General features: G+C 73.7%; 17 protein-coding genes. 12 read left to right on the plus strand and 5 right to left on the minus strand.

The window, feature by feature from the left end; all coding sequences use genetic code 11:
* Positions 1-93: 93 nt before the first annotated feature.
* Positions 94-963 (plus strand): SDR family NAD(P)-dependent oxidoreductase, encoded by an 870-nt coding sequence (locus ABT158_RS32495; protein ID WP_352359955.1) that lies wholly within the window; start codon positions 94-96, stop codon positions 961-963.
* On the opposite strand, the gene ABT158_RS32500 is transcribed toward ABT158_RS32495, so the two are convergent.
* Positions 956-3,925: a S8 family serine peptidase gene (locus ABT158_RS32500; RefSeq protein ID WP_352359957.1), complete on the minus strand. Its 2,970-nt coding sequence runs from the start codon at positions 3,923-3,925 to the stop codon at positions 956-958. The genes ABT158_RS32495 and ABT158_RS32500 overlap by 8 nt on opposite strands.
* 152 nt (positions 3,926-4,077) lie before the next feature.
* Here ABT158_RS32500 and ABT158_RS32505 point away from each other — a divergent pair, with 152 nt between their 5' ends.
* The 5 genes from ABT158_RS32505 (at position 4,078) to ABT158_RS32525 (ending at position 9,681) form a co-directional block, all read left to right on the plus strand.
* Positions 4,078-5,079 (plus strand): hypothetical protein, encoded by a 1,002-nt coding sequence (locus ABT158_RS32505; protein ID WP_352359959.1) that lies wholly within the window; start codon positions 4,078-4,080, stop codon positions 5,077-5,079.
* A 147-nt stretch (positions 5,080-5,226) separates the two neighbouring features.
* Entirely contained in the window at positions 5,227-6,681 is a 1,455-nt protein-coding gene (locus ABT158_RS32510) for a serine/threonine-protein kinase (RefSeq protein ID WP_352359961.1), read from the plus strand.
* Positions 6,682-6,830: 149 nt separating this feature from the next.
* Positions 6,831-8,240: an aldehyde dehydrogenase family protein gene (locus ABT158_RS32515; RefSeq protein ID WP_352359963.1), complete on the plus strand. Its 1,410-nt coding sequence runs from the start codon at positions 6,831-6,833 to the stop codon at positions 8,238-8,240.
* Positions 8,241-8,243: 3 nt separating this feature from the next.
* Positions 8,244-8,687: a hypothetical protein gene (locus tag ABT158_RS32520; protein ID WP_352359965.1), complete on the plus strand. Its 444-nt coding sequence runs from the start codon at positions 8,244-8,246 to the stop codon at positions 8,685-8,687.
* Between the two features lies 1 nt (position 8,688).
* Complete coding sequence (locus tag ABT158_RS32525) at positions 8,689-9,681, plus strand: nitrilase-related carbon-nitrogen hydrolase (RefSeq protein ID WP_352359967.1); 993 nt, start codon at positions 8,689-8,691, stop codon at positions 9,679-9,681.
* 3 nt (positions 9,682-9,684) lie between these two features.
* Here the strand turns inward: ABT158_RS32525 and ABT158_RS32530 are convergent, their stop codons facing one another.
* Genes ABT158_RS32530 through ABT158_RS32540 form a run of 3 tightly spaced genes read right to left on the minus strand, consistent with a single transcriptional unit; the run spans position 9,685 to position 12,238 of the window.
* On the minus strand, positions 9,685-10,491 hold the full coding sequence (locus ABT158_RS32530) for an ABC transporter permease (protein ID WP_352359969.1): 807 nt from the start codon (positions 10,489-10,491) through the stop codon (positions 9,685-9,687).
* Positions 10,488-11,264, minus strand: coding sequence for an ABC transporter permease (locus ABT158_RS32535; RefSeq protein WP_352359971.1), 777 nt, complete (start codon positions 11,262-11,264; stop codon positions 10,488-10,490). The genes ABT158_RS32530 and ABT158_RS32535 overlap by 4 nt, the downstream gene beginning before the upstream one ends.
* Positions 11,261-12,238, minus strand: coding sequence for an ABC transporter substrate-binding protein (locus tag ABT158_RS32540; protein WP_352359973.1), 978 nt, complete (start codon positions 12,236-12,238; stop codon positions 11,261-11,263). The genes ABT158_RS32535 and ABT158_RS32540 overlap by 4 nt, the downstream gene beginning before the upstream one ends.
* A 343-nt stretch (positions 12,239-12,581) precedes the next feature.
* On the opposite strand from ABT158_RS32540, the gene ABT158_RS32545 reads away from it, so the two are divergent.
* Positions 12,582-13,997, plus strand: a complete 1,416-nt coding sequence (locus ABT158_RS32545; RefSeq protein WP_352359975.1) for a sensor histidine kinase — start codon at positions 12,582-12,584, stop codon at positions 13,995-13,997.
* A gap of 198 nt (positions 13,998-14,195) precedes the next feature.
* On the opposite strand, the gene ABT158_RS32550 is transcribed toward ABT158_RS32545, so the two are convergent.
* Positions 14,196-15,026, minus strand: coding sequence for a glycerophosphodiester phosphodiesterase (locus ABT158_RS32550; protein WP_352359977.1), 831 nt, complete (start codon positions 15,024-15,026; stop codon positions 14,196-14,198).
* 347 nt (positions 15,027-15,373) lie between these two features.
* Here ABT158_RS32550 and ABT158_RS32555 point away from each other — a divergent pair, with 347 nt between their 5' ends.
* The 5 genes from ABT158_RS32555 (at position 15,374) to ABT158_RS32575 (ending at position 25,082) form a co-directional block, all read left to right on the plus strand.
* Positions 15,374-20,872: an ATP-binding protein gene (locus ABT158_RS32555; protein WP_352359979.1), complete on the plus strand. Its 5,499-nt coding sequence runs from the start codon at positions 15,374-15,376 to the stop codon at positions 20,870-20,872.
* A 165-nt stretch (positions 20,873-21,037) separates the two neighbouring features.
* Positions 21,038-21,496 (plus strand): hypothetical protein, encoded by a 459-nt coding sequence (locus tag ABT158_RS32560; protein WP_352359981.1) that lies wholly within the window; start codon positions 21,038-21,040, stop codon positions 21,494-21,496.
* A 153-nt stretch (positions 21,497-21,649) separates the two neighbouring features.
* Positions 21,650-22,051: a DUF6153 family protein gene (locus tag ABT158_RS32565; RefSeq protein WP_352359983.1), complete on the plus strand. Its 402-nt coding sequence runs from the start codon at positions 21,650-21,652 to the stop codon at positions 22,049-22,051.
* Between the two features lie 85 nt (positions 22,052-22,136).
* Entirely contained in the window at positions 22,137-22,742 is a 606-nt protein-coding gene (locus ABT158_RS32570) for a DUF305 domain-containing protein (protein WP_352359985.1), read from the plus strand.
* 375 nt (positions 22,743-23,117) lie between these two features.
* On the plus strand, positions 23,118-25,082 hold the full coding sequence (locus ABT158_RS32575) for a glycosyl hydrolase family 8 (protein WP_352359987.1): 1,965 nt from the start codon (positions 23,118-23,120) through the stop codon (positions 25,080-25,082).
* Positions 25,083-25,203 lie beyond the last annotated feature (121 nt).

Genomic DNA, 25,203 nt, shown 5'->3' on the forward strand with positions numbered 1-25,203 from the left:
ACTTTCGCTACCCGAATGCCTCCGGCCGCTCCTAACCTGACCGGTGCCGGGAGCGCGCACCGGCCCGCACAAGCACTTCCCGAAGGAGCGACAATGAGCACCACCCCGAAGGTCGCCCTGGTGACCGGCGCGACGCAGGGGCTCGGGCTGGCCCTCGTCGCAGGGCTGGCCCGCCGGATGACGCCGGACGACACCGTCTACCTCACCGGGCGCGACGCCGCCCGGGTGGCCGAGGCCGCGGCGGCGATGCCGGCGACCGGCGCCCGCGTCCGCGGCGAGCTGCTCGACGTGGCCGACCCGCAGGCCGCCGCCGAGCTGGCCGGGCTGCTGCGCGAACGGCACGGCGGCGTGGACGTCGTCGCCGGCAACGCCGTCATGCGCGTCGGCCCGGACGACGACATGCGCGCCCTCATCGACGCCTACACCGAGGTGAACAACTTCGGCACCACCCGGCTCCTGCGCGCCTTCGCCCCGCTGGTCCGGGACGGCGGCAGGCTCCTGGTGGTAGGCAGCTCGCTCGGCACGCTGCACCACGTGGCCCCCGTCCTGCACGACCGCTTCGACGGGCTGACCACCCTGGAGGAGGTGGACGCGCAGGTGGCCGCCTGGCGCGACGCGGTCAAGGACGGCAGCGCCCGCGCCCGGTCCTGGCCGGGCTTCGTCAACATCCCGTCCAAGGTCTGGCAGGTCGCCGCGGTGCGGGCGCTGGCCGGACAACGGCGGGAGGACGACGCCCGCCGCGGGATCCTGCTGGCCGCCGTCTGCCCCGGGATGATCAACACGCCGACGTCCGGCCTGTGGTGGGACGTCAGCGGCGCGCCTTCGCCGGAGCAGGCCGCCGTCCCGCTGCTCGACCTGGCCCTCGGCCCGGTGGACCCCGGCCACTACGGGGAACTCGTCCGGTTCGGACGGGTTCTCCCGTGGCGGCCGGAGCAGCGGCCGGAGCGGCGGGCGGCTAGTTGATCGTGACGATCGTCCCGGCGCCGTTGGGGTACTCGACGTAGCCGGTGTTGACGCGCTGCGTCGCGCCCGTCCAGGACGCGGTCAGCGTGAACGGCGTGCCGGCGGTCACCTTCGGGCGGGCCGGCGTCACGGTGAGCGCGCCGCGCGCGTGGCCCGCCTCCACGATGTCGGTCTGGGTGGTGAACGCCGTGGACGTCGTCCCCGGCAGGTCACCGAGGCTGAGCACGATCAGGGTGTGCCTGCCGGGCCGCGGGCGGGACAGTGCGGCGCGGTGGTCGCCGTCCGGGCTGGACAGCCACGTCTCGAACTCGCGGCCGCCGGGGCCCTCGTAGACGAGCAGGCCGCCCACCTGGGCCTCCGGGTTCACCGCCTTGATGCGGAACGCGGCGGCCCTGGCGCCCTCGGGCACCGTGATCGGGATCTCGCGGCCCCACACCTCGTCCTGGCCGACCGTGCCGGGCGTCTCGGCCCCCGAGACCGGCCCGTACGGGGTGACCTGGAACTTCTTCAGCCCCGGCGTCACCTCGAAGGAGAGCGAGCCGGCCGCGCCCGCGCCGCGCACCTCGGCGGGCGCCCTGGCGCTCAGCGGCGTGGCCACGATCGCGCTGCGCACGCTGATGCCCGCCCCGGTCCAGGTGAGCCGCCCGGTGGCGGTCTCGCCGGTGGCGTCGGGCAGCGTCTCCAGCGTGACGGTGAACTCCTTGGCCTGGCCGGCCTCCTTGAACACCAGCGTGGACGGCTTGACCTTCGCCCTGAACCCGGGCACCTCGATCGAGGCGTGGTAGACGCCCGGCGTGAGCGCCGTCACCCGGCGGGTGACCGTGCGCGAGCCGAACAGCTCGGCCACCGCGATCGTCGGGTAGTTCAGGTCGGAGGCGGCCAGCGGCGCGACGCCGGTGCCGGTGGCCACGCCAAGGCCCTCCAGGAACCCGTACCAGTCCTCCGTCCCGGCGTCGTAGACCAGGCCGGGGGTGAACATGCGGGACGGGTCCACGTGCCCGGCGCCCTGGGCGAAGACGTCCGGGGTCCTGGTGTCGTAGGCGGTGGTCATCATGGCCGACTTGATCGCCATCGGTGACATCTGGGGATGCCGGCCGAGGTAGAGGGCGGCCAGGCCGGCGATGTGCGGGGTGGCCATCGAGGTGCCGGAGTAGAAGTCGAAGTCCTTGCCGTCGTTGCCGGGCGGCGCCACGGCGGCCAGGATCGCCGCGCCGGGGGCGGTGACGTCCGGCTTGAGCAGGTCGCCCTTGGCGGACAGGGCGGGGCCGCGCGAGGAGAAGCTGGTCACCTCGGGGTAGGCCACGCCGTCGGAGGGGGCCGGGAGCAGGGTGGCCGTCGCGCCGGGCGTGGCCGCGTACGCCGCGATCCGCCCGGCGTCGGGGGCGTTCACGTGCACGGTCGGCACGGCGTGCAGGTCGGCGTCGGTGGACTGCGGGGTCGGGTTGCCCAGCACCATGCCCACGCCGCCGGCCCGCCTGACCTCGGCCGACTTCTCCACGCGGGCCGTCGTCCCGCGCGCGCAGTAGACGATCTTCCCGGCGGCCTTGGCCGGGTCGAGCGAGCCGGCCGCGCACACCTCGGCGTCGGCGTCGGCCGCCTGGCCGGCCTTCACCGACACGGCGGTGGCCAGCGGCACGGGTCCGAGCGGCGCGACGACCGAGGTGCTGATGCCCCGGTAGGCGGCGCCGTCGCCGAGCCGGACCTCGCCCCGGCGGGGCGCGATCGTGCCGGCGGCGACGGTCGTCGTCCAGGGCGCGGTGTTGTCCAGCGTGGAGGCGTCGGGGCCGGAGTTGCCACCGGCGGTCGCGACGAAGACGCCGGCCTGGGCGGCGGCCAGGAAGGCGAGCTGGATCGGGTCGTCGGCCGACGATTCCGACATCGCGCTGCCGATCGAGTAGTTGATCACGTCCACGCCGTCGGCCACGGCCTGGTCGATGGCCGCGATGAGGTCGGAGCTGAAGCCGCCCGTCGTGCCGCCGTCCTTGCCCTGCCACAGCGCCTTGTAGACGGCGATCGCCGCGCCCGGCGCGACGCCGGAGACCGTGCCGAAGTCGATGCCGTTCGCGGCGGCCGGGACGTCGTGGTCGCCCGCCGCGGTCCCGGCGGTGTGCGAGCCGTGGCCCTGGGCGTCGCGCGGTGAGGCGAAGTCGTCGCGCTGCTGCGGCGGGGTCTGCCGCAGCCACTGCTCGCCGAAGTAGCGGGCGCTGATCAGCTTGCCGTTGCACAGGTCGGTCGTGAAGCGCTCGCCGGTCTGGCAGAGGCCGGTGAACGTGGAGCCGTCGGCCTTCTGCATGACCGTGGCCCCGTCCTTGACGTAGGGGCGGTACGGGTCGGCGGCGGCGGGCGGCTCCGTGCCGAGGGCGGGGCCGGCGAAGGACGGGTTCTCCGGCCAGATGCCGGTGTCGACGACGCCGACGACCACGCCCTTGCCCGCCTTGCCCGTGCCGCCGAGGGCGGCCCACAGGCCGCGGTCGCCGGACAGGCGCAGGAAGTCGGTGGAGTTGCGGTCGTCCAGGGCCTTGTGCAGGACGTCCGGGGTGACCGAGAGCACGCCCCGGGTGGCGTGCAGGCGCAGGGCCTGGGCGGGGGTGAGGTCGGCGGTGAAGCTGTTGGAGGCCACCACGTGGTGGGCGGTGGCGGACGCCCCGACACTGCGGGCCACCTCGTCCTGCCGGCTGGTCAGGCGGTCGCGGTAGCGCCTGGCGTGGGGGCTGGTGGTGTCCACCTTCCTGCCCTTGCCGCCCTTGGTGGGCGCGATGCCGGTGACGCCGCCGTCGTAGGTGGCCAGAGGCGACTCGGTCAGGGTGACGACGTAGGGGGACGGGCCGGCGGCGGGGGCGGCGGCCAGCGTGGAGGCCAGTGTGGAGGCAGCTGCGGGCCCGGCCACGGCCGGGACGGCGGCGGTGACCGCCAGCGCGGCGGCCAGTGCCAGTGCGCGGTGAACGCGGGTGTTGCGGGACATTGCTCCTCAAGGGGGACGAGCCTGGTCACCCGTCCGGGGAGGATCACCGGAGGGCCGCCTTGGAGTCAAGCGTCCAGTGGAGATCAGTGTCGAGATATAGTGCTGACATTTTCGGCCACGTGACCAAAAACGACATTTTCGGAAGGTGCTTTGTGGCGGACGGCTCTGTGCTCGGCGCGGTGGGCCTGTCGGACTTCGACGAGCGGCTCTACCGGCTGCTGCTGCGCCGCCCCGGCCTGCGCCCGGCCGAGGCCGCGGCCGCGCTGGAGACCGGCCCCGCCCGGGTGCGCGCCGGCCTGGCCCGCCTGGCCGACGCCGGGCTGCTGCGCCGCACCGGCCCCGGCCGGTACGAGGCCGTGCCGCCGGAGGCGGCGATCGAGTGGCTGGTGGACCGCCGGCGCCTGGAGACCGAGGCGCGGCTCGCGGCGGTCCGGACGGTCGTGTCGGACTTCGCCCAGCTCTACCACTCCGGCCGGATGGGCTCCGGGCCCGCCGGGGTGGTGGAGGTGCTGGCCGGCGAGGAGGCCGTCAAGCGGGTGATCACCGAGTTGCAGCGGACGGTCGGCGTGGAACTGCTGGGCTTCGACCGTCCGCCGTACGTGGGCCGCCCCGACGACTCCCACGACACCAACGAGTCGGAGCTGGAGGGCACCCGGCAACTGCTGGCGCGCGGCGTGGACATCCGGGTGGTCTACTGCGCCGAGTCCCTGGACCGGCCGGGCCGCCTGGAGACGCTGATCCGGCTGGCCGAGGAGGGCGAGCGGTCCCGGTTCGTCGCGCACCTGCCGTTCAAACTGCGCATCGCCGACCGCAGGATCGGCCTGTTCCCGCTGGTGGACGGCGTCTACGACAACATCGCCCTGCTGCACCCCTCGCGGCTGCTGGACGCGCTGGTCGAGCTGTTCGACGTCTACTGGGAGCGCGGCCGGCCGCTGGCCGGGCTGCCGCAGGCGGCGGCGCAGGAGCGCCCGGCGGAGGCGGACCTGCTCGTGCTGCGCCTGCTCAACGCCGGGCTCAAGGACGAGGCCATCGGCCGCCACCTCGGCGTCAGCCCCAGGACGGCCACCCGCAAGATCGCCGCCGTGGTGGAGAGCCTCGGCGTGACCAGCCGCTTCCAGGCGGGCGCGGAGGCGGCCGCCCGCGGCTGGCTCTGATTCCATCGCCTTCCATATCGCCGCACTTCGCTCGATCTTCGCTTACTGTGCATCTCGGGGGGTGCGCTGCGGGAGAATGTTCCTCGCCGCGCGCCGGTGCACGGCCAGCGGGGGAACCACGGGGGAACACGGAGGATGACGTCGAGGATGAGTGCTCAGACGCAGGAGCATCTCGGCCCTTACCGGGTGATCAGGAAGATCGGCGAGGGCGGCATGGGGGTCGCCCACCTCGGTCTCGACGACGCGGGTCGCCAGGTCGCGATCAAGGTGCTGCATCCGCACGTCGCCGCCGACCTCAAGGCGCGCGACCGCCTGGTGCGCGAGGTGGAGACCATGCGCCGGGTGCGCAGCCGGTACGTCGCCGAGGTCGTCGACGCCGAGTTCGACGCCCACCGGCCCTACGTCGTGACGCGCTTCGCCGACGGGCGCACGCTGGAGCAGACCGTCCTGACCGACGGCCCCCTGGAGGCCCACGCGGTCGTCAGGCTCGCGCGGGGGCTGTGCCAGGCGCTGGTCGACATCCACGCGGCCGGCGTGATCCACCGCGACCTCAAACCGGCCAACGTCATGCTGGTCGGCGGCGAGCCGCTGGTCATCGACTTCGGCATCGCCCACCTGGTCGACGCGGCCCGGCTGACGCAGTCGGGCATGTTCGTCGGCACGCCCGGCTACCTGGCGCCGGAGATCATCCGGGCCTCGCAGGTCACCCCGGCGGCCGACGTGCACGCGCTGGCCTCGACGGTGTTCTTCGCCGCCACGGGGCTGCCGCCGTTCGGCACCGGGTCGTTCGAGGCCGTCTGCTTCAACACCATGGAGGGACGGGCGCGGCTCGACGAGGCGCCCGCGTGGCTGCGCGGCTGGCTGGCCGGCGCGCTGCGGGTCGACCCGGCGGCCCGGCCCGTCGCCCGGGAGCTGCTGCGGCAGGCCGGGGCGCTCGACCCCGGCGGCCGTCCGCTCCCGCCCGAACGGCCCGGCGCCAGCACGCTCACCATGGACGCCGTCTCCGCCCTGCTGCCGCCGGTCGAGTACGCGCCGCGCGGCCACCACGAGCAGCCGGCGCCGCCCGCCCCCACCGTCCACGCGGACCGGCAGTGGGAACGCCCGCGGCCCGCCCCCGAGCCCGCCGCCCCCGCCGAGCCGTTCGACCTGCGGCGCTTCGTGACCAGCAGCGCGTTCGTCGGCGTGCTGGCGCTGGTGACGCTGTCGGCCACGACCGTCGTCACGCCGGTCGTCGGCGGCCTGCTGGCGGTGGCGCTCTCGCTGGCGCTGCGCGTCGCCGACCACTTCCTGTCCGAGGAGCGGCCGACGCCCTCCCGCGCCGCGCTCGTGGCCATGGGCAACCTGCTCCTGTCGCTGGCCTGCGGCCTGGGCGTGGCGGGCCTGCTGGAGGCGGCCGGATCGAGCACCAGCCACGCCGAGGCCCTGGCCGCCGGCGCGTTCACGCTGGGGCTGTTCGCGCTGCCCGGCGCGGGGCCCGCGCGGCGCAGGGCCGCGCGCGTGCTGGCCCGCCTCCTGCCCGGCCGCAGCGCGACCGTGGTGACGGTGGCCGTCATGGGGCCGATCGCGCTGCTGGCCACGATCGCGGCACTCCTCCAGGGCTGACCGGCCCGAAGAGCGCGCCGCCCCGGCCGTCGGCGATCCACGCCTCGCAACCGGCCGCGCGCACCCGCAGCGGCTCCCCGGCATCGAAGATCATTCGGGGTGGCGTACGGCTGGACACCGCGACGGTCGACGTGTTCAGAATGGGCCTCGTGACGCCTTCGACCGGGCACGTCGTCAGGAACCCGCTCACCGGGCGCGCCGAGCGGCCGCTCGCGCCCGTCGGTCCCGGCCGGCTGGCGGAGATCGCGGCCGGGCTGCGCGCGATGGCCTCCGCCTGGCGGGCCCCCGACCGGGCCGCCGACCGGGGCGAGGTGCTGGCCGCGTTCGGCCGGGGGCTGGCGGCCGACGACGAGCTGCTGGCCGCGCTGGTGGCCGACACCGGCCGGGAGGCCGAGTCCAGGCTGGAACGGCAGCTCACGGCCGGGCTCGCCGAACGCTGGGCGCGCCAGGCCCCCGCCCTGCTCGCGCCCCCGCCCGAACGGCCGGCCGCGCTGCCGGGCATCGCGGTGGGCGGCGACGCGGTGCCGTACGAGCTGGCCGGGGTGATCAGCCCCTGGAACTTCCCGCTGCTGCTCGCCCTGATCGACGCCGTGCCCGCGCTGGCGGCCGGCTGCGCGGTGCTGGTCAAGCCGAGCGAGGTGACGCCGCGCTTCATCGAGCCGCTGATGCGGCTGGTCCCCGCCGAGCTGCCGCTGCGGCTGGTCGAGGGGGCCGCCGAGACCGGCGAACAGCTCGTCGGCCTGGTGGACACCGTCGTGTTCACCGGCAGCGTGCCGACCGGCCGCCGGGTGGCCGAGGCCGCGGCGCGCGCGTTCGTCCCCGCCCACCTGGAGCTGGGCGGCAAGGACCCGGCGATCGTGCTGGCGGGCGCCGACCTGGAACGGGCGGCCGAGGCCGTCCTGTGGGGCGGCACGGCCAACGCCGGGCAGTCCTGCCAGTCCGTCGAACGCGTCTACGTCGAGCGCGGCGCGTACGACACGTTCCTCGGCCTGCTCGCCGACAGGGCCGCGCGGACCCGGCTGACCTGCGAGGGCGGCCCCATCGGGCCGATCATCGACCCCGCGCAGGCCGGCGTGATCGCGGCCCACCTGGCCGACGCCGCCGCCAAGGGCGCGCTGACCCACACGGGCGGCGCGATCGAGCGGCACGGCGGCGGGTTGTGGTGCCGTCCCACCGTGCTGTCGCGGGTGCGGCACGACATGCTGGTCATGACGGAGGAGACGTTCGGGCCGGTGCTGCCGGTCATGGCCGTGTCCGGGGCGGAGGAGGCGGTGGCGCTGGCCAACGACAGCGCGTACGGGCTGTCGGCCGCCGTGTTCGCCGCCACCGAGAAGGAGGCGCTGGCCGTCGCGGCCCGGCTGGACGCCGGCGCGGTCAGCGTCAACGACGCCGCGCTGACCGCGCTCGTCCACGAGGGGGAGAAGAACTCCTTCGGCCTGTCGGGGCTCGGCGGCTCGCGCATGGGCGCCGCCTCGATCGGCCGGTTCCTGCGCCGCAGGGCGTACCTGATCAACCGGTCCGGGGCCGCCGACCCGTGGTGGCACCCGAGGGAGGGATAGAGCATGGGACTGCGTGCCGAGATGCCGCTGCTGGCCCGCCACGAGGGCGAGTGGGCCGGCGAGTACGTGCACGTCGACCAGGACGGCGCCGTGATCGACCGCCACCACGTCGAGATGACCTGCGCGATCGTCGACGACACCGGCTACCACCAGACCAACCGCTACCGCTGGGACGACGGCCGCACCGAGGTGCACGAGTTCCCCGGCACGTACCTGGGCGGCGGCCGGTGCGCGTTCGACACCGACCGGCTGACCGGCCGGTTCTGGGAGCTCGACGACAGCACCATCTACCTGACCTGGCGCTTCAAGGCCGAGGGCGACGACCTGCGGCTGTTCGAGCTGATCGTGCTGAGCCCGGACGGCGACTCGCGCAGCCGCACCTGGCAGTGGATCAGGAACGGCGAGTGCGTCCGGCGCACGCTGATCGACGAGCACAGGACCGCCTGACATGACCGCCTGCACCGCCCTGGCGCTCCAGATCGAGGCGCGGGCCGTCACCGACCGCGCCGACCTGGCCGCCGCCGTCGGGCGCGTGGCGGAGCGCGTCGGCGGCAGCAAGGCGTGGCTCGGCCCCGCCCTGCGGCTGGTGGTGCTGCCGGAGTACGTCCTGACCGGCTTCCCCGCCGGGCAGGGCCCGGCCGAGTGGCGCGAGCGAGCCGCCCTCGACGTGGACGGGCCCGAGTACCGGGCGCTGGCCGCGATCGCCGCCGCCGACGACGTGTTCCTGTGCGTCAACGCCTACGAGCGCGACGAGCACTTCCCCGGCCTGTACTTCCAGGCGTGCGTGATCCTCTCCCCGGCGGGGGAGGCGGTGCTGCGCTACCGGCGGCTGCACTCGCTGTTCACGCCCACGCCGTACGACGTGTGGGAACGCTACCTCGACCGGTACGGCATCGACGGCGTGCTGCCGGTCGCGCGCACCGAGATCGGCAACCTGGCCGCGCTCGCCTCGGAGGAGATCCTGGTGCCCGAGCTGGCCAGGGCGCTGGCGCTGCGCGGCGCGGAGGTGTTCTGCAACCCGACCTCCGAGGCGTACTCGCCCGCCCTGACCCCCAAGGCCGTCGCCCGCCGCGCCCGCGCGGTGGAGAACCTGGCCTTCGTCGTCTCGGCCAACACCGCCGGGCTGTCCGGCATCGCGATCCCGGGCGACTCGGTCAACGGCGGCTCGGAGGTGATCGACCACGAGGGCCGCGCGCTGGCCCAGGCCGGGCCGGGGGAGACGCTGGTCGCCGCCGCCGAGCTGGACCTGGCCGCGCTGCGCCGCGCCCGCCGCCGGCCCGGCATGGCGAACCTGCCCAGCCGGGTCAAGACCGGGCTGTGGGCGCGCGAGTACGCCGCGCACGACGTCGAACGGCCCGCCGACCTGGACGCCGCCCCGGACCGCGGCTTCCACCTCGCCCGGCAGCGCGAGGTCATCGAACGCCTGCACGGCGAGGGGTGAGCGTCAGGCGCGGGCGTAGCGGCGCAGCAGCCCCCGCTCGGCCACCAGGAAGATCGAGTTGAGCGCCACGCCGAGCACGCCCAGCAGCACGATGCCGGCCCACATGGCCGGGATGTCGAACTGGCTCTGCGCCTCCAGCAGGCGGTGGCCGATGCCCTCGCTGCTGCCGTACAGCTCGGAGATCACCATCATGATCAGCGCCAGCGACACGCTGAGCCGCAGCCCGGCCAGGATCTTCGGCGCGGCCGCGGGCAGGACGACGTGGAACAGCCGGGTGGCCGCCGACAGGCGGAAGACCCGGCCGGTGTCGAGGTAGCCGCGGTCGACGTGGCGGCCGCCGTCCATCGAGTTGATCAGTACGGGCCACACGACCCCGTACACGATCGAGGCGAGCTGCATCGGGGTGCCGATCTTGAACAGCAGCAGGAACACCGGCAGCAGCGCCGCAGGCGGCACCGAGCGGCCGAGGTGCAGCAGCGGCTCGGCCAGCGCCGCCAGCCACTCCAGGCGGCCCAGCGCCAGGCCCAGCGCCACCCCCGCCAGCGCGGCCAGCGCCCAGCCCGTCACCAGCCGCCCGAGGCTGGGCAGCAGGTCGGCGACCGCCTCGTCGGTCAGGAACAGCCGGCCCGGCGAGCCGGAGAACCACATCTCGCGCAGCCGCGCCAGGATCGTGCTGGGCGGCGGGAAGTAGACGGCCGCCGCCTGCCGGGCGGCCAGCTCCCACGACACCGCCACCACGGGCAGCAGCCAGTGGCGGCGCGCCCACCGCCGGACGGCCGCCCCGGCCCCGCCCGGCCCCGGCCGGGTCACGCCGCGACCTGCGCGCGGGCGTGGTGCCAGCGGAACAGCCGCCGCTCGGCCGTGGTGACCAGCAGGTTGGCCGCCAGCCCGAGCAGGCCCGCCCACAGCGTGCCGGCCAGCACCCGGTCGACGTGGTTGGCGCTGCCGGCCTGGAGCAGGAACGTGCCGATGCCGTCGCCGCCCGCGATGAGCTCCACGCTGACGGCGACGATGAGGGTGACCCCGACGGAGATGCGCACGCCGGTGGCGACGAACGGCGCGGCGCTCGGCAGCGAGACCCGCAGCACGACCGCCAGCGGGCCGAAGCCGAAGCTGCGCAGCGTCTCCTTGGCCTGCGGGTCGACGTCGGACAGGCCGTACATGGTGTTGACCAGCAGCGGCCAGCAGCAGGTGTAGACGATCAGCGAGGTCTTGGCGTCGGCGCTGTCCGGGAACAGGAACATGGCCAGCGGGATCAGCGACACCGACGGGATCGGCCGCAGGAACTCCACCAGAGGCCGCGCCGAGCGTTCCACCACCGGCACCGTGCCGAGCAGCAGCCCGGCCGGCACCGCCACCGCGATCGCGATCAGCAGGCCCGCCGCGCAAGCGCCGAGCGTGGCCAGCACCTGCGCGTGGAAGGCGCCGTCGGCCGCCAGCCCGGCCGCGGCGGCCAGGACGTCGGAGGCGTACGGCAGCACCCCGGGGTCGATGAGCCCGGCCCGGCCCGCGGCCTCGGTCAGGACCAGCGCCCCGGCGACCCCCGCCGCCCCGAGGACCAGCCGCCCGCCCCGCGTGATCATTCCAGGCCGGTCGCGATCTGCGTGCCGACGTCGGGCCTGCTCTTGAGGTAGCCGTAGCCGACGAGCAGGTCGGCCAGCTTCTGGAAGCCCTCCCGGGGCGGCTCCATCGAGAAGACGCCGAGCTTCATGGCCGCCGCGCTCGCCGCGTCGATCTGCGTGTACGTCGGGATGACCGCGTCGATCGCCTTGCGGTCGGCGGCGGCGACGGCCTGGGCCTTGGCCAGGGCCCGGTGGAAGGCGGCGGCGGTGCGGGGGTTGGCGGCCAGCCAGGACTCGGACACGCCCCAGCCGTCGATCGGGATGCCCGCGGTCGGGCCCGACATGGTGTCGATCACCTCGGTGCCGCCCGCCTTCTTGGCGGCGGTCAGGAACGGCTCGACCAGCCAGGCGGCGTCGACCTTGCCCGAGGCCAGCGCGCCGAGCTGCTCGTTGAACGGCATCGCCACGTACTTGACGGCGTCGGGGGCGAGCCCGGCCTGCTGGAGGTGGGCGTTGGTGACCGTCTGGCCCAGCGCCTTGAGCACGTTGACCGCGACCGTCCTGCCCTTGAGGTCGGTGGCGGACTTGACCGGCGACCCCTTGGGCACGACGACGCCCGCGATCCCGGGGGCCGACTCCTGGCTGTGCTGGAACAGTTTGAGCTTGGCCGCGCCGGAATCGTTGATGGACAGCAGCGAGACGTAGGAGGTCAGGAACGCGTCCATGCTGCCGTTGAGTATTTTCGGCATGACCGCCTGAGGGGCCTGGATGATCTCGGTCTTGACGGTCAGGCCCTCGGCCTTGAAGAAACCGCGTTTCTCGGCGATGAACAGCGGCGCCGCCGACGGCACCGGCACCACGCCGACGAGGAGCTGGGTCTTCTCCAGCCCGCCGGAACGTCCCGAGCCGCTGGTGGGGGTGGGGGCCGCGCCGCCGCCGCAGGCCGCGAGGCCGGCGACGAGGGCCAGCGCGGCGGCGGCGTGTGCGATCTTCACGATGCTCTCTCCTGACGGGCCGGCGCGATTCCTGGCCGGGCAGGGGGAGAATCGCGGCGCGCGCACGGCCGGGCGCGGGCCCGAATCGCCCGGCCCCCGACCCATTCGACGCCACCGGAAAGCCCCGCTGCCATGAATGGCGATCGTACAGCAGGAATCGCGGCCGCCGCCATGAAACAAACCAGGCATTTGTATTGACGGACCTGACGGTCGGTATAAGTCACGGTAAATCGGTTATTCGTGTATATCTCTCGCCATTGTGTGATCAATTGCTGAACTGCTTGTCGCCGCCGACGCGGTCATTGCCGCTCCTTGGGCGTGCCATGAGAGCCGGGTTGAAAGCATGTGGGCGGCAGGAGTCCCGGGCGAGACCGGTGAGGGGGTGGGGGCCCTGCGGCCGCTTCGGCTCTCGGTCCAGGCGCGTCTCATCCTGGCGACCGCCGTGTTGTCGCTCATCGTCTGCGCGGCGATCGGCGTCGCCCTCGACCTGCTGATCCGCGACAGGATGCGGCAGGACGTCTTCGCCGACACCCAGCGGGCCACCACCGAGTGGATCGGCTCGATGGGCACCACCTTCCCGCCCCCGGTCACCACGTCGTACGTCGACCTCATCCAGCTCGTGGACGCCCGCGGCAACGTCGTCGCGGCCAACCGCGCCGCGCGGGGCAGGCCGCCCATCAGCACGCTCTGGCCGCCCTCCGGCGAACGCATCCGGAACGGCGTGACCTGCCGGGGGGACGAGTGCCTGATGTTCACCGCCACCCGGCCCTCGCCGCAGGAGGAGCGGCTGCTGTGGCATGGCGCGTCCCATGTCGTCTACGCCGCCCGGGTGGAGCCGCCGCTGCTGTCCGGCCACCGCCTGGAGCTGATCATCGTCGCCGCGGGCCTGGCCGTCAGCGCGTTGCTGACCTGGATCGCCGCGTTCCTCATCGGGCGCACGCTGCGTCCGGTCGAGGCGATGCGGGCCAGGATGGCCGAGATCACCGTCACCGACCTGAGCAAGCGGGTGCCCGAGCCGCCCGGCGGCGACGCGGTCGCCGAGCTCGCGCGCACCGCCAACGGGACGCTGGCCCGCCTGGAGGAGGCGGTCGAGCAGCAGCGCAACTTCTCTTCCATGGTCTCCCACGAGCTGCGCACGCCGCTGACCGGCCTGCGCGCCCGGCTGGAGGAGGCGCTGACCTACCCCGACGTGGACGCCCGCGCCGCCCTGAGCGACGCCCTGTCCACCGCCGACCGGTTCCAGGCGATCATCGAGGAGATGTTGCTGCTGGCCCGTGTCCGCACGGCCTCCCCGCACGACCGGGAGCCGGTGCGGCTCGGCGAGCTGGTCCGCGAGGAGGTCGCGAGCCGGCGGGCGGGGCTGCTGATCCGCGTGCACGTCGAGGAGGACCTCCAGGTGCTCGGCAACCGCGTCCAGCTCGGCGAGGTGCTGACGAACCTGCTGGTCAACGCCCAGCGGCACACCCGCACGGTGGTGGAGGTCCGGGTGGAGCGCCGCGACGGCCAGGCGGTGGTCACGGTCCGCGACGACGGCGCGGGCGTCGCGCCCGACGACCGTGAGCGGGTGTTCGACCCCTTCGTCCGCCTGTCGGAGGGACGCCGGCGCGACCCCGGGGGCAGCGGGCTCGGCCTGGCCATCTCCCGCGCCATCGCCCGCGCCCACCAGGGCGACCTGGAGATCGAGGACACCCCGGACGGCCCCTGCTTCGCCCTGCGCCTCCCGCTGCCCGCCCCCGGCCCGGACGCCCAGCCGCGCTAGCGACCGGTCGCCGATCCCTGTCGCCACGGACCCGGCCCGGACGCGCGCCAGCGACCGCCCGCCGACCCCGGCGCCACGGACCCGGCCGGGCTCGCAGGGCGGCGGCGTCCCTCAAAGGTGCGCCGCCGCCCAGCCCTCGCCCGCGTCCCTCAGGGGTGCGCCGCCGCCCGGCCCTCGCCCGCGTGCCTCAGGACGCGGTCACTGGCACTTGCCCTTCAGCCACGCGCTGAACTCCGGCGTGTAATCGGTGGCCACCCGCTTGGCCCCGCTCGCCAGCGCCGACTTCCACGCGTTCTCGTTCAGGGTCCAGGAGGGCGGCGGCTCCTCCCACTTGGTCACCTCCGGCCAGATCGGGCCGCCGGTCAGCACCTGGCCCAGGCCCGCGGCGGTCACGCGGCTCCTGAGCTCGGCGGCGATCGCGCTGTCGTGGGAGTACAGGATGATCTCCTGCGACTGGTGGTTCTCCTTGACCGGCCCGAGCACCTCGTTCCACGCCTGCGCCTTGATCGTGGCGTTCGAGCTGAGCAGCGACTGGCGGGCCTCGGGCTTGATCTCGACCAGCCCGATCATGCCGGCCGACCTCATCGCGGCCAGCCACTCGCGGAAGGTGTAGACGGTCTCGCCCTTGAATAGGCCGCGCACGATGGTCCGGCCCTTCAGCGCGGTGTCGCCCGCCGCCCACCAGATCTCGGTGATGTTCTTCTTCGTGCCCGACAGGCCCCAGGTCGAGGTGTTGTGCCACATGACGGCCTTGGTGCCGTCCTTGGTGAGCTGGAGGTCGGCCTCGACGCCGGAGGCGCCCCAGCCCTTGTAACGCCGCACGGCGGTGGGGTTGTTGGGCTGGCGCACCTGGTCCCGTTCCCAGGCGTTGGCGCCGGTCGGGTAGCCGCCGTGCCCGAAGATCTGCGGGCAGGCGGGCAGTGCGGCGGGCAGTGCGACGGCCTGGGCGGCGGCCTGGGCCGCGGACGGTGAGGTGAGCGAGGAGGCCAGCGTCAGGGCGGCGAGGGAGGCGGCGAGGGGGACGGCCAAGGCACGCACCTTTCGATCTTGTAGTTGCTCGCACTCTGCCACATTCATGGACGTTCCGTCCTGGGGAAGCGGCTCGGCGGGCGAGGGCTGCGCAGGCGTGACCCGGGTCGCCGGTACAGTCGTCGGTACCGTGACGGCTTGTGGCAGGCTGCCACGGGAACCGGCGCTCGAACCCTGTGGCGGGGTCTGTTTTTGTGGGATCCGCACAAAGCAGGAGCCCCGGCGTGCACTATGCGGACATTGGTACACGCGGCGGTGATCGAGCACGGTAGAGACAGTGACAGGCGAGGCTCCGGGACAACCCCGGACTTCGCCTACTTGTACGGGGTACGTGGGAGGCTCAACCGGTGTTCAATCGTGTCGCCATCGTCAACCGCGGAGAGGCCGCGATGCGGCTCATCCACGCCGTCCGGGATCTTTCGGCGGAGACCGGCAAGCGGATCGAGACGATCGCGCTCTACACCGACGCCGACCGCGACGCGACCTTCGTCCGCGAGGCGGACGTCGCCTACCCGCTGGGGCCCGCCTCCGCGCGCCCCTACCTCGACCACGCCGTGCTGGAGCGGGCGCTGATCGAGACCGGGGCCGACGCCGCGTGGGTCGGCTGGGGCTTCGTCGCCGAGGACCCGGCCTTCGCCGAGCTGTGCGAGAAGATCGGCGTCACCTTCGTCGGGCCCAGCGCGGAGGCGATGCGCCGGCTCGGCGACAAGATCGGCGCCAAGCTCATCGCCGAGGAGGTCGGCGTCCCCGTCGCGCCGTGGAGCCGCGGCGAGGTGGCCACGCTCGCCGACGCCCTGCGCGCCGGCGACGAGATCGGCTACCCCCTGATGCTCAAGGCGACCGCGGGCGGCGGCGGGCGCGGCATCCGCATGGTCGCCTCGGCCGACGAGCTGGCCGACGCCTACGAGCGCACCAGCCAGGAGGCCGAGCGCGCGTTCGGCTCGGGCGTGGTCTTCCTGGAGCGCCTGGTCACCGGCGCCCGCCACGTCGAGGTGCAGGTCATCGCCGACGGCCAGGGCACCGCGTGGGCGCTGGGCGTGCGCGACTGCTCGGTGCAGCGGCGCAACCAGAAGATCATCGAGGAGTCCGCCTCCCCGGTCCTGACCGGCGACCAGACCGACGAGCTGAAGGCGTCGGCCGCGCGGCTCGCCGTGGCCGTCGGCTACCGCGGCGCCTGCACCGTCGAGTTCCTCTACCACCCCGGCGACAAGATGTTCGCCTTCCTGGAGGTCAACACCCGGCTCCAGGTCGAGCACCCGATCACCGAGCTGACCACCGGCACCGACCTGGTCCGGCTGCAGCTGCACGTCGCCGCCGGCGGCCGCCTGGACGGCCCGCAGCCGGCCGAGAGCGGCCACGCCGTGGAGGCCCGGCTCAACGCCGAGGACCCCGACCGCGACTTCGCCCCCGCGCCGGGCCGCATCGCCCGCCTGGTGCTGCCCGCCGGGCCCGGCATCCGCGTCGACACCGGCGTCAGCGAGGGCGACACCATTCCCGCCGACTTCGACTCGATGATCGCCAAGATCATCGCCTACGGCCGCGACCGCGAGCAGGCCCTGGCCCGCCTGCGCCGCGCGATGGCCGCCACCACCGTGATCATCGAGGGCGGCGCCACCAACAAGAGCTTCGTGCTCGACCTGCTCGACCAGCCCGAGGTGATCGACGCCGTCGCCGACACCGGCTGGATCGACCGCGTACGCGCCGAGGGCCGCCTGGTCAGCCACCGCCACTCCGCGGTCGCCCTGGCCGCCGCCGCGATCGAGGCGTACCAGGACGAGGAGGAGGTCAGCCGCAACCGGCTGCTGGCCACCGCCCACGGCGGGCGCCCGCAGGTGCAGCACGACACCGGCCGCCCGCTGACCCTCAAGCTCCGCGGCGCCGGCTACCGGCTCACGGTGGCCAGGGCCGGGCAGCGGCGCTTCCGCGTCGGCATCTCCGACGGCGACCGCTCCCACCCGCTCGACGTCGAGATCGACCGCTTCGACGAGCACAGCGGCCGCATCACCGTCAACGGCCGCCGCTTCCGCCTGATGTCGGCCACCCACGGCCCGATCCACCTGGTCGAGGTCGACGGCGTCACCCACCGCATCAGCCGCGACGAGGGCGGCGTCGTCCGCTCGCCCGCGCCCGCGCTGGTGGTGGCGACGCCCCTGTCGGCCGGCGACGAGGTCGAGGCGGGCGCGCCGATCCTGGTGCTGGAGAGCATGAAGATGGAGACGGTGCTGCGCGCGCCGTTCCGCGCCCGCGTCCGCGAGTGCGGCGTCTCGGTCGGCAGCCAGGTCGAGGCCGGCGCGCCGCTGATGCGCCTGGAACCCCTCGCCGGCGCCGAGGCCGAGCAGGCCGCCGCCACGACGGGCGCCCACGAGATCGACCTGCCCGCCGCCCCGCCGCGGGCCTCCGCCGCCGAACAGGCCGAGCGCGGCGTCCAGGACCTGCGCGAGCTGCTGCTCGGCTTCGACGCCGACCGCCACGAGCGCACCCGCATGTTGTCGGGCTACCTGGCCGCGCGGGCCGAGCTCGACGACCGCGTGATCGAGGGCGAGCTCGACCTGCTCACCGTCTTCGCCGACCTGTCCGAGCTGAGCCGCAACAAGCCGGGCGGCGAGCTCGACGTCGAGCCGGGCAGCCCGGTGCACAGCCCGCGCGAGTACTTCCACAGCTACCTGCAGAGCCTCGACGTCGAGCGCGCCGGCCTGCCGGAGGCGTTCCAGGCCAAGCTGCGGCGCATGCTCAGGCACTACGGCGTCGAGGAGCTCGACCGCACCCCGGAGCTGGAGGCCGCGGTCTTCCGGATCTTCCTGGCCCAGCAGCGGATGACCGCCGGCGTCGCCGTCGTGTCGGAGCTGCTGCGCACCTGGCTGGCCGGCGCGCCGCCGCGCGAGTCGCTCGGCGAGCGGGCCGGGCTCGCCCTGGAGCACCTGGTCGAGGCCACGCAGGTGCGCTTCCCCGTGGTCGCCGACCTGGCCCGCGGCGTCGTGTTCCGCTGGTTCGCCCAGCCGCTGCTGCGGCGCAACCGCGCCAAGGTCTACGCCGCCGTCCGCGACGAGCTGCGCCACCTCGACCGCGACCCCGACGCGCCCGACCGCGCCGAGCGCATCCAGGCCATGGTGGCCAGCTCCGAGCCGCTCGTCCGGCTGCTCGGCCAGCGCATCGGCCGGCCGGAACGCGACCTCGCGCCCCTGCTGGAGGTCCTGACCCGGCGCTACTACGGCAACCGCGGGCTGGCGCAGGTCGCCACCCGCGACACCGCGGGCTGCCGGTTCGTCACCGCCGAGCACACCGGCCCGCGCGGCGTGACCCGCCTGGTCACCACCGCCGTCGACATCGCCGCCCTGCCCGCCGCCGTCGACGCCGTCGGCGCGCTGGCCGAGGGGGCGGGCGGGCGCGGGCTCGTCGCCGACCTCTACCTCACCTGGGACGACCAGCCCGACGCCGAGGAGATGGCCGTACGGCTCGGGCAGGTCCTGGCCGAGCGCCCGCAGATCGCGGGCGTACGGCGGATCACCACCACCGTCGTGGGCACCAGCGGCGCGGTCATGCACCACCACTTCACCTTCCGCCCCGACGGCGCGGGCTTCGCCGAGGACCGCCTGATCCGCGGCCTGCACCCGCAGATCGCCCAGCGCCTGCAACTGCACCGGCTCCAGGAGTTCGACCTCACCCGGCTGCCCTCGGTCGACGAGGAGCTCTACCTGTTCAAGGCCGTCGCCAAGAGCAACCCGGCCGACGAGCGGCTCATCGCCATGGGCCAGGTCCGCGACCTGACCCCGCTGCGCGAGGCCGACGGCCGCCTGGTCGCGCTGCCCGCCGTCGAGGACGCGCTCAACGCCGGCCTCGACGCGATCCGCAACATCCAGGCGCAGCGCCCCCAGAACAAGCGCTTCGACACCAACCGCATCATGATGTACGTCTGGCCCTCGACCGAGCTGACCACCGACGAGCTCAACATGCTGGTCCAGCGCATCCTGCCGACCACGGCGGGCGCCGGGCTGGAGGAGGTCCAGTTCGTGGCCCGCCAGCGCACCCCCTCGGGCGAGCTGAGCGAGGTCGCCGTGCGCATCACCCTCGGCCCCGGCCACGGCGCCAGCCTGCACGTCGGCAAGCCGTCCGACGAGCCGGTCCAGCCGCTCGACGACTACCGCCAGAAGGTGCTGCGCGCCGCCCGGCGCGGCAACGCCTACCCCTACGAGCTGACCGGCCTGCTCGCCGGCCCGCAGGGCCGCTTCGTCGAGCACGACCTCGACGCCGACGGCGTGCTGGTCCCGGTCGACCGGCCCAAGGGCAACAACTCCGCGGCGATCGTGGCCGGCGTGGTCACCACGCCGACCGCCCGCCACCCCGAAGGCGTCACCCGGGTGGTGCTGCTCGGCGACCCGACCAAGGCGCTGGGCGCGCTGTCGGAGCCGGAGTGCTCGCGCGTGATCGCCGCCCTCGACCTGGCCGAGCGCATGCGCGTGCCCCTGGAGTGGTTCGCGCTGTCGGCCGGCGCCCGGATCTCGATGACCTCGGGCACCGAGAACATGGACTGGGTGGCGGCGGCGCTCAAGCGCATCGTCACCTTCACCCAGGCCGGCGGCGAGATCAACATCGTGGTCGCGGGGATCACCGTGGGGGCGCAGCCGTACTGGAACGCCGAGGCGACGATGCTCATGCACACCAAGGGCATCCTGGTGATGACCCCCGACTCGGCGATGGTGCTCACCGGCAAGCAGTCCCTCGACTTCTCCGGCGGCGTGTCGGCCGAGGACAACTTCGGCATCGGCGGCTACGACCGCGTCATGGGGCCCAACGGCCAGGCCCAGTACTGGGCGCCCGACCTGCCGGCCGCCCGCGACGTGCTGATGGCCCACTACGACCACACCTACGTCGTCCCTGGCGAGAGCGGCCCCAGGCGGGCCCCGACCGCCGACCCGGCCGACCGGGACGTCCGCGACTACCCGCACACCGTGGCGGGCAGCGACTTCACCACCGTCGGCCAGATCTTCTCCGCCGAGCACAACCCCGACCGCAAGAAGCCCTTCGACATCCGCACCGTGATGCGCGCCCTGTCCGACCAGGACCACCCGGTGCTGGAACGCTGGGCGGGCATGGCCGACGCCGACACCTCGGCCGTCCAGGACGTGCACATCGGCGGCCGGCCGGTCTGCCTGATCGGCATCGAGTCACGGCCGGTGCCGCGGCGCGGCTTCCCGCCCGCCGACGGGCCCGACTCGTACACGGCCGGCACGTTGTTCCCGCGCTCGTCGAAGAAGACCGCGCGGGCGATCAACGCGGCCTCCGGCAACCGGCCGCTGGTGGTGCTGGCGAACCTGTCCGGCTTCGACGGCTCGCCCGAGTCGATGCGCAAGCTCCAGCTGGAGTACGGCGCGGAGATCGGCCGGGCGATCGTCAACTTCGACGGGCCGATCGTGTTCTGCGTCATCTCCCGCTACCACGGCGGCGCGTTCGTGGTGTTCTCCAAGGCGCTCAACCCGAACATGACCGTGCTCGCGCTGGAGGGCTCGTTCGCCTCGGTGCTCGGCGGCGCCCCGGCCGCGGCGGTGGTCTTCTCCGGCGAGGTGAACAACCGCACCGCGACCGACCCGCGCGTGAGCGAGCTGCAGCGGCAGGTCGCGGCGGCCAGCGGCGCCGAGCGGGCCGCGCTCAACGCCCGCCTGGCCGAGGTCCAGCCGGCCGTACGGGCGGAGAAGCTGGGCGAGGTGGCCGCGGAGTTCGACCGGGTGCACAACATCCAGCGCGCGGTCGAGGTCGGGTCTGTCGACGCGATCATCAGCGCCGCCGAGCTGCGTCCGCGGATCATCGAGGCCATCGAACGCGGCATCGCCCGCCTGCACCAGGGCTCCTGAGCCCGCCCCGCCCCCGGGCCGTCGGTCCGGGGGCGCGGGCCGCATCCGGGCGGTGACCCCCGGCGCGGCGAGCGGCCCGTTCGCCGCGTCCGGCGTGGCGTGCTCCCCTGCTGGGGCGAAGTGGCCATTATGGGAAGCATCTGGTCACTCAGCGTGAGGGGAACGATGCTGTCGATCACATGGGCGGCAGCGGTCGCCGTCGCGATCGTCACCGGGGGACCCGCCGCCGTCGCCGCGGCGGCCACCGGGCCGGACGGGGACACCTCCTGGCAGAAGCTCACGTCCTTCCGGGTCTCGCCGGCGGCGCCGCACCAGAACGACGCCATCCGGCTGCTCATCCACTGCCCCACCCAGGCCAACCACGCCGTCGTCGGGTCCACGGCGTTCCCCGTCAAGGGGTCGTGGCGGATGTTCCGCGAGGTGGGGATCGGGCTGGGCGGGAGGGGGTTCGGCAAGAAGGGCGTCGTCATCTCCCGGTACGCGCCGCCGGGGGAGCACGAGGTGCGCCTGAAATGCGTCAAGGTGACGGCTGACTGGCTGACCGGTTTCAGGAAGGTCAAGGTCATCAGCCGGTCCGAGGTCCCGCTCGTGGTACGTCCGTTCCGCCTCGGCCAGTTCTTCTGACACACTGAAGCCTCCTGCCGCTCGGAGCGTTCCTGGCCGACCTGGGAACTGCGGTCTCGGCTCGCTCATACCCGTACCGGGTTCAGGTTGCCCGAGGTGGGCGGCTCCCGTATCCTGCACGTTCGTAAGAGCCGGAGCGACGGGGGAGGGCCGGTGGGGATCCTGCGGCGGGGTGCGCGTGCACTCCTGCTCGTCGTCCTCGCCCTCGGCGTGTGCGGGATGCACACGCTCGGCCATGTGAACGCCCGCCATGACATGGCGAACGCCCGGCACGGCCTGGCGGTCGCGCACGAGATCCCCGTCGCCCCCGTTGCCGCCGTCGCGGCCCTGGCGGGGCTCGCGCCCGGCCATGGGATGCCGGGGCTCGATCCGGCCGGGGTGTGCCTGGCCGTCCTGACCTCGCTGCTCGTCGTGGTGCTGCTGGCCCTGTGGGTCGGGGTGCGGCGGCGGGCCGTCGGCGGCGCCGGTGCGGGCCCGGCCTTCCGGCCCGTCGCACGGCCGCCGCCGCGACCGACGTCCCTGCGGCTGGCCCGTCTCTCGATCCTGCGCATATAGGCCGGCCCTTCGCCCGGACGCCCTCGACGGCGATCCGCGCGCATCGGCCTGCCCGCAGTTCCAGCGAACGAGAGAGCACATCAGCATGTCCACCAACCGTAAGATCGGCCTCGCCGCCGCCGCAGGCGCGCTCGTCCTGCTCACCGCGTGCGGCGCGAACGACACCGCCGCCACGGCCGCGCCCGGGGCCACGACCGCCGGCGCCACCGAGAGCGCCGGTGCGCAGCCGTCGCAGCAGTCGTTCAACGACGCGGACGTCATGTTCGCCCAGATGATGATCCCGCACCACCAGCAGGCGGTCGAGATGGCCGACCTCGCCCCGCAGCGGGCGAAGGACCCCGAGATCAAGAAGCTCGCGGCTGACATCAAGGCCGCCCAGGACCCGGAGATCCAGACCATGAAGGGCTGGCTGACCGAGTGGGGCAAGCCCGTCCCGTCCGGGGGCATGGGGCATGACATGCCCGGGATCATGTCCGCCGAGGACATGAAGAAGCTCGACGGGGCCAAGGGGGGCGCCTTCGACCGGCTCTTCGCCGAGAAGATGATCGCCCATCACGAGGGAGCGATCGAGATGGCCCGTACCGAGCAGGCGAGCGGGGTGAACCCGCAGGCCAAGGAGCTGGCCAAGGCCATCGAGAGCACGCAGCAGGCCGAGGTGGCCCAGCTCCGCAAGCTCCTCGAACGTCTCTGACGCCACCCGCCGCCCGGACGCATGCGCCGTCCGGGCGGCGCCGGGCGCTGTCCGGAGGCCGGCTGACCCGGCAGAGCATCGCCGAAGGTCGGCGGGTGGGCCCCCGAGATCGCCGCCCGTCCGAGGTGGCCCGTCCCCATCGTCATGCGGCTTCTGAAGGCAGGCCCCGTCCAAGCGGGGGTTTGTCTGGTTTCTGGTGGTGTGTTCGTGTCGGGGAGGTGAACGGCGGGGTTGGTTTGAGGGGAAGGGTTGCGGATGAGGGTGTTCTTGTTTACCGTCCGCTATGAGCGTTAGGAAACTTTCCTAACGCCTGCTCGCCGATCACGGTCCACCTGCGGATGGCCCCATGGCACCCCCTATCCGAAGGATCAACGCATGATCAGACGTTCTGAGCGGCGACCCCGGCGGTCGTCGCTGCTCGTCACGGCCCTGGTCGCGGCCCTGATGGCGGCCGCGCCCCTGGCGCCGCCGGCCACCGCCGCGGCCGGTTCCAGCGCCGACACGCTCCTGTCGGGCGGCAAACCGGTCACCGCCTCCTCGGTCGAGGGCAGCGGCTTCGAGGCGGCCAAGGCGGTGGACGGCAACGCCTCCACCCGCTGGGCCAGCGTCGAGGGCCACGACCCCGAATGGATCAGGGTCGACCTCGGCGACACGTACAACGTCTCCAGGGTGAAGCTGACCTGGGAGGCGGCGTACGGCAAGTCGTACAAGATCCAGACCTCTCCGGATGGCGCCACCTGGACCGACGTCTACGCCACCACCTCAGGCAACGGCGCGACCGACGACCTGACGGTCAGCGGCAGCGGCCGGTACGTGCGCATGTACGGCACCGCCCGCGGCACGACGTACGGCTACTCGCTCTACGAGCTGGAGGTCTACGGCAGCGGCGGCGGCGGCGGAACCGACACCACCCCGCCCTCCGTCCCGGGCAACCTGCGCGCGACCGGCACCACCTCCACCAGCGTCTCTCTGGCCTGGGACGCCGCCACCGACGACGTGGGCGTCACCGGCTACCTCGTCTACCGGGGCTCGACCCTGGTGACCACCGTGACGGGCACCACGTACACCGACACCGGCCTGACCCCCGCCACCGCCTACAGCTACACCGTCAAGGCGCGCGACGCGGCGGGCAACCAGTCGGCGGCGGGCGGCGCCGTCACGGCGACCACCCAGCCCGGCAGCGGGGGCGGTCCCGCGGTGCCCTTCGGCAGCCACACCATCCCGTACGCGGCGGGCATGCTGCGTCCCTCCGGCGACCAGGCCACGCTGGACGCGCGGGTGGTCGACTACTACAAGCGGTGGAAGGCCGCCTTCGTCCGGCAGAACTGCGGGAACGGCTGGTACGAGGTCATCTCTCCGGACGCCGACCACCCGTACGTGGCCGAGGCCCAGGGCTACGGCATGGTGGTGGTCGCGACCATGGCCGGGGCCGACCCCGACGCCAAGAAGATCTTCGACGGCATGGTCAAGTGGATGCTCGCCCACCCGTCGTCCATCAACCCCGACCTGCTGGCCGCCGAGCAGGACACCGCCTGCAAGAGCGTCGACGGCAGTGACGGCGCCACCGACGGCGACATGGACGTCGCCTACGGCCTGCTCCTGGCCCACCGGCAGTGGGGCAGCGCGGGCACGTACAACTACCTCGACCTGGCGATCAAGCACATCAACGCCATCAAGAAGGACGAGATCAACCCGTCCACGAACCTGCTCAAGCTGGGCGACTGGAGCAGCTCGGGCGACCAGTACTACTACATCACCCGCACCTCCGACTGGATGGTCGACCACTTCAGGGCCTTCAGGAAGGCGACCGGCAACAGCGCCTGGGACACGATCAGGACCGCCCACCAGAACCTGATCACCACCCTTCAGAACAACTACGCCTCCGCCACCGGCCTGCTGCCGGACTTCGTGGTCAACACCAACACCACCGCCAAGCCGGCCCCCGGCCAGGTGCTGGAGGACCCGAACGACGGCCAGTACTGGTGGAACGCCTGCCGCACCCCGTGGCGCATCGCCGACGACGCCGTGACCAGCGGCGACGCCAAGTCGCTCGCCTCGGCCAGGAAGCTCAACTCCTGGATCAAGAGCAAGACCGGCGGCGACCCCGGCAAGATCGCCATCGGCTACAAGATGAACGGCACGCAGATCTCCAGCGGCAGCGAGGCCGCCTTCTTCGCCCCGTTCGCGGTGGCGGCGATGACGGACTCCGGCAGCCAGGCCTGGCTCGACGCGCTCTGGACCAAGATGGTCGGCACCCCGATCGACGCGAGCAGCTACTACTCGGCCAGCATCCAGCTGCAGGTCATGATCACGGTGACCGGCAACCACTGGGTGCCCTGACCGGCGGCGGAACCCGAGCCGTGGGGGGGGGCCGGGGGCGGCGGGGCGGGGCCCCCCGCGCGGGGCGAACAGGGGCGGGGCCGGGGGGGCCGGCCGGCGGCCCGGCCGCGCGGCACCCCCC

The sequence above is a fragment of the Nonomuraea sp. NPDC001636 genome (assembly GCF_040298265.1).
In the GTDB taxonomy this organism is placed as follows: domain Bacteria; phylum Actinomycetota; class Actinomycetes; order Streptosporangiales; family Streptosporangiaceae; genus Nonomuraea.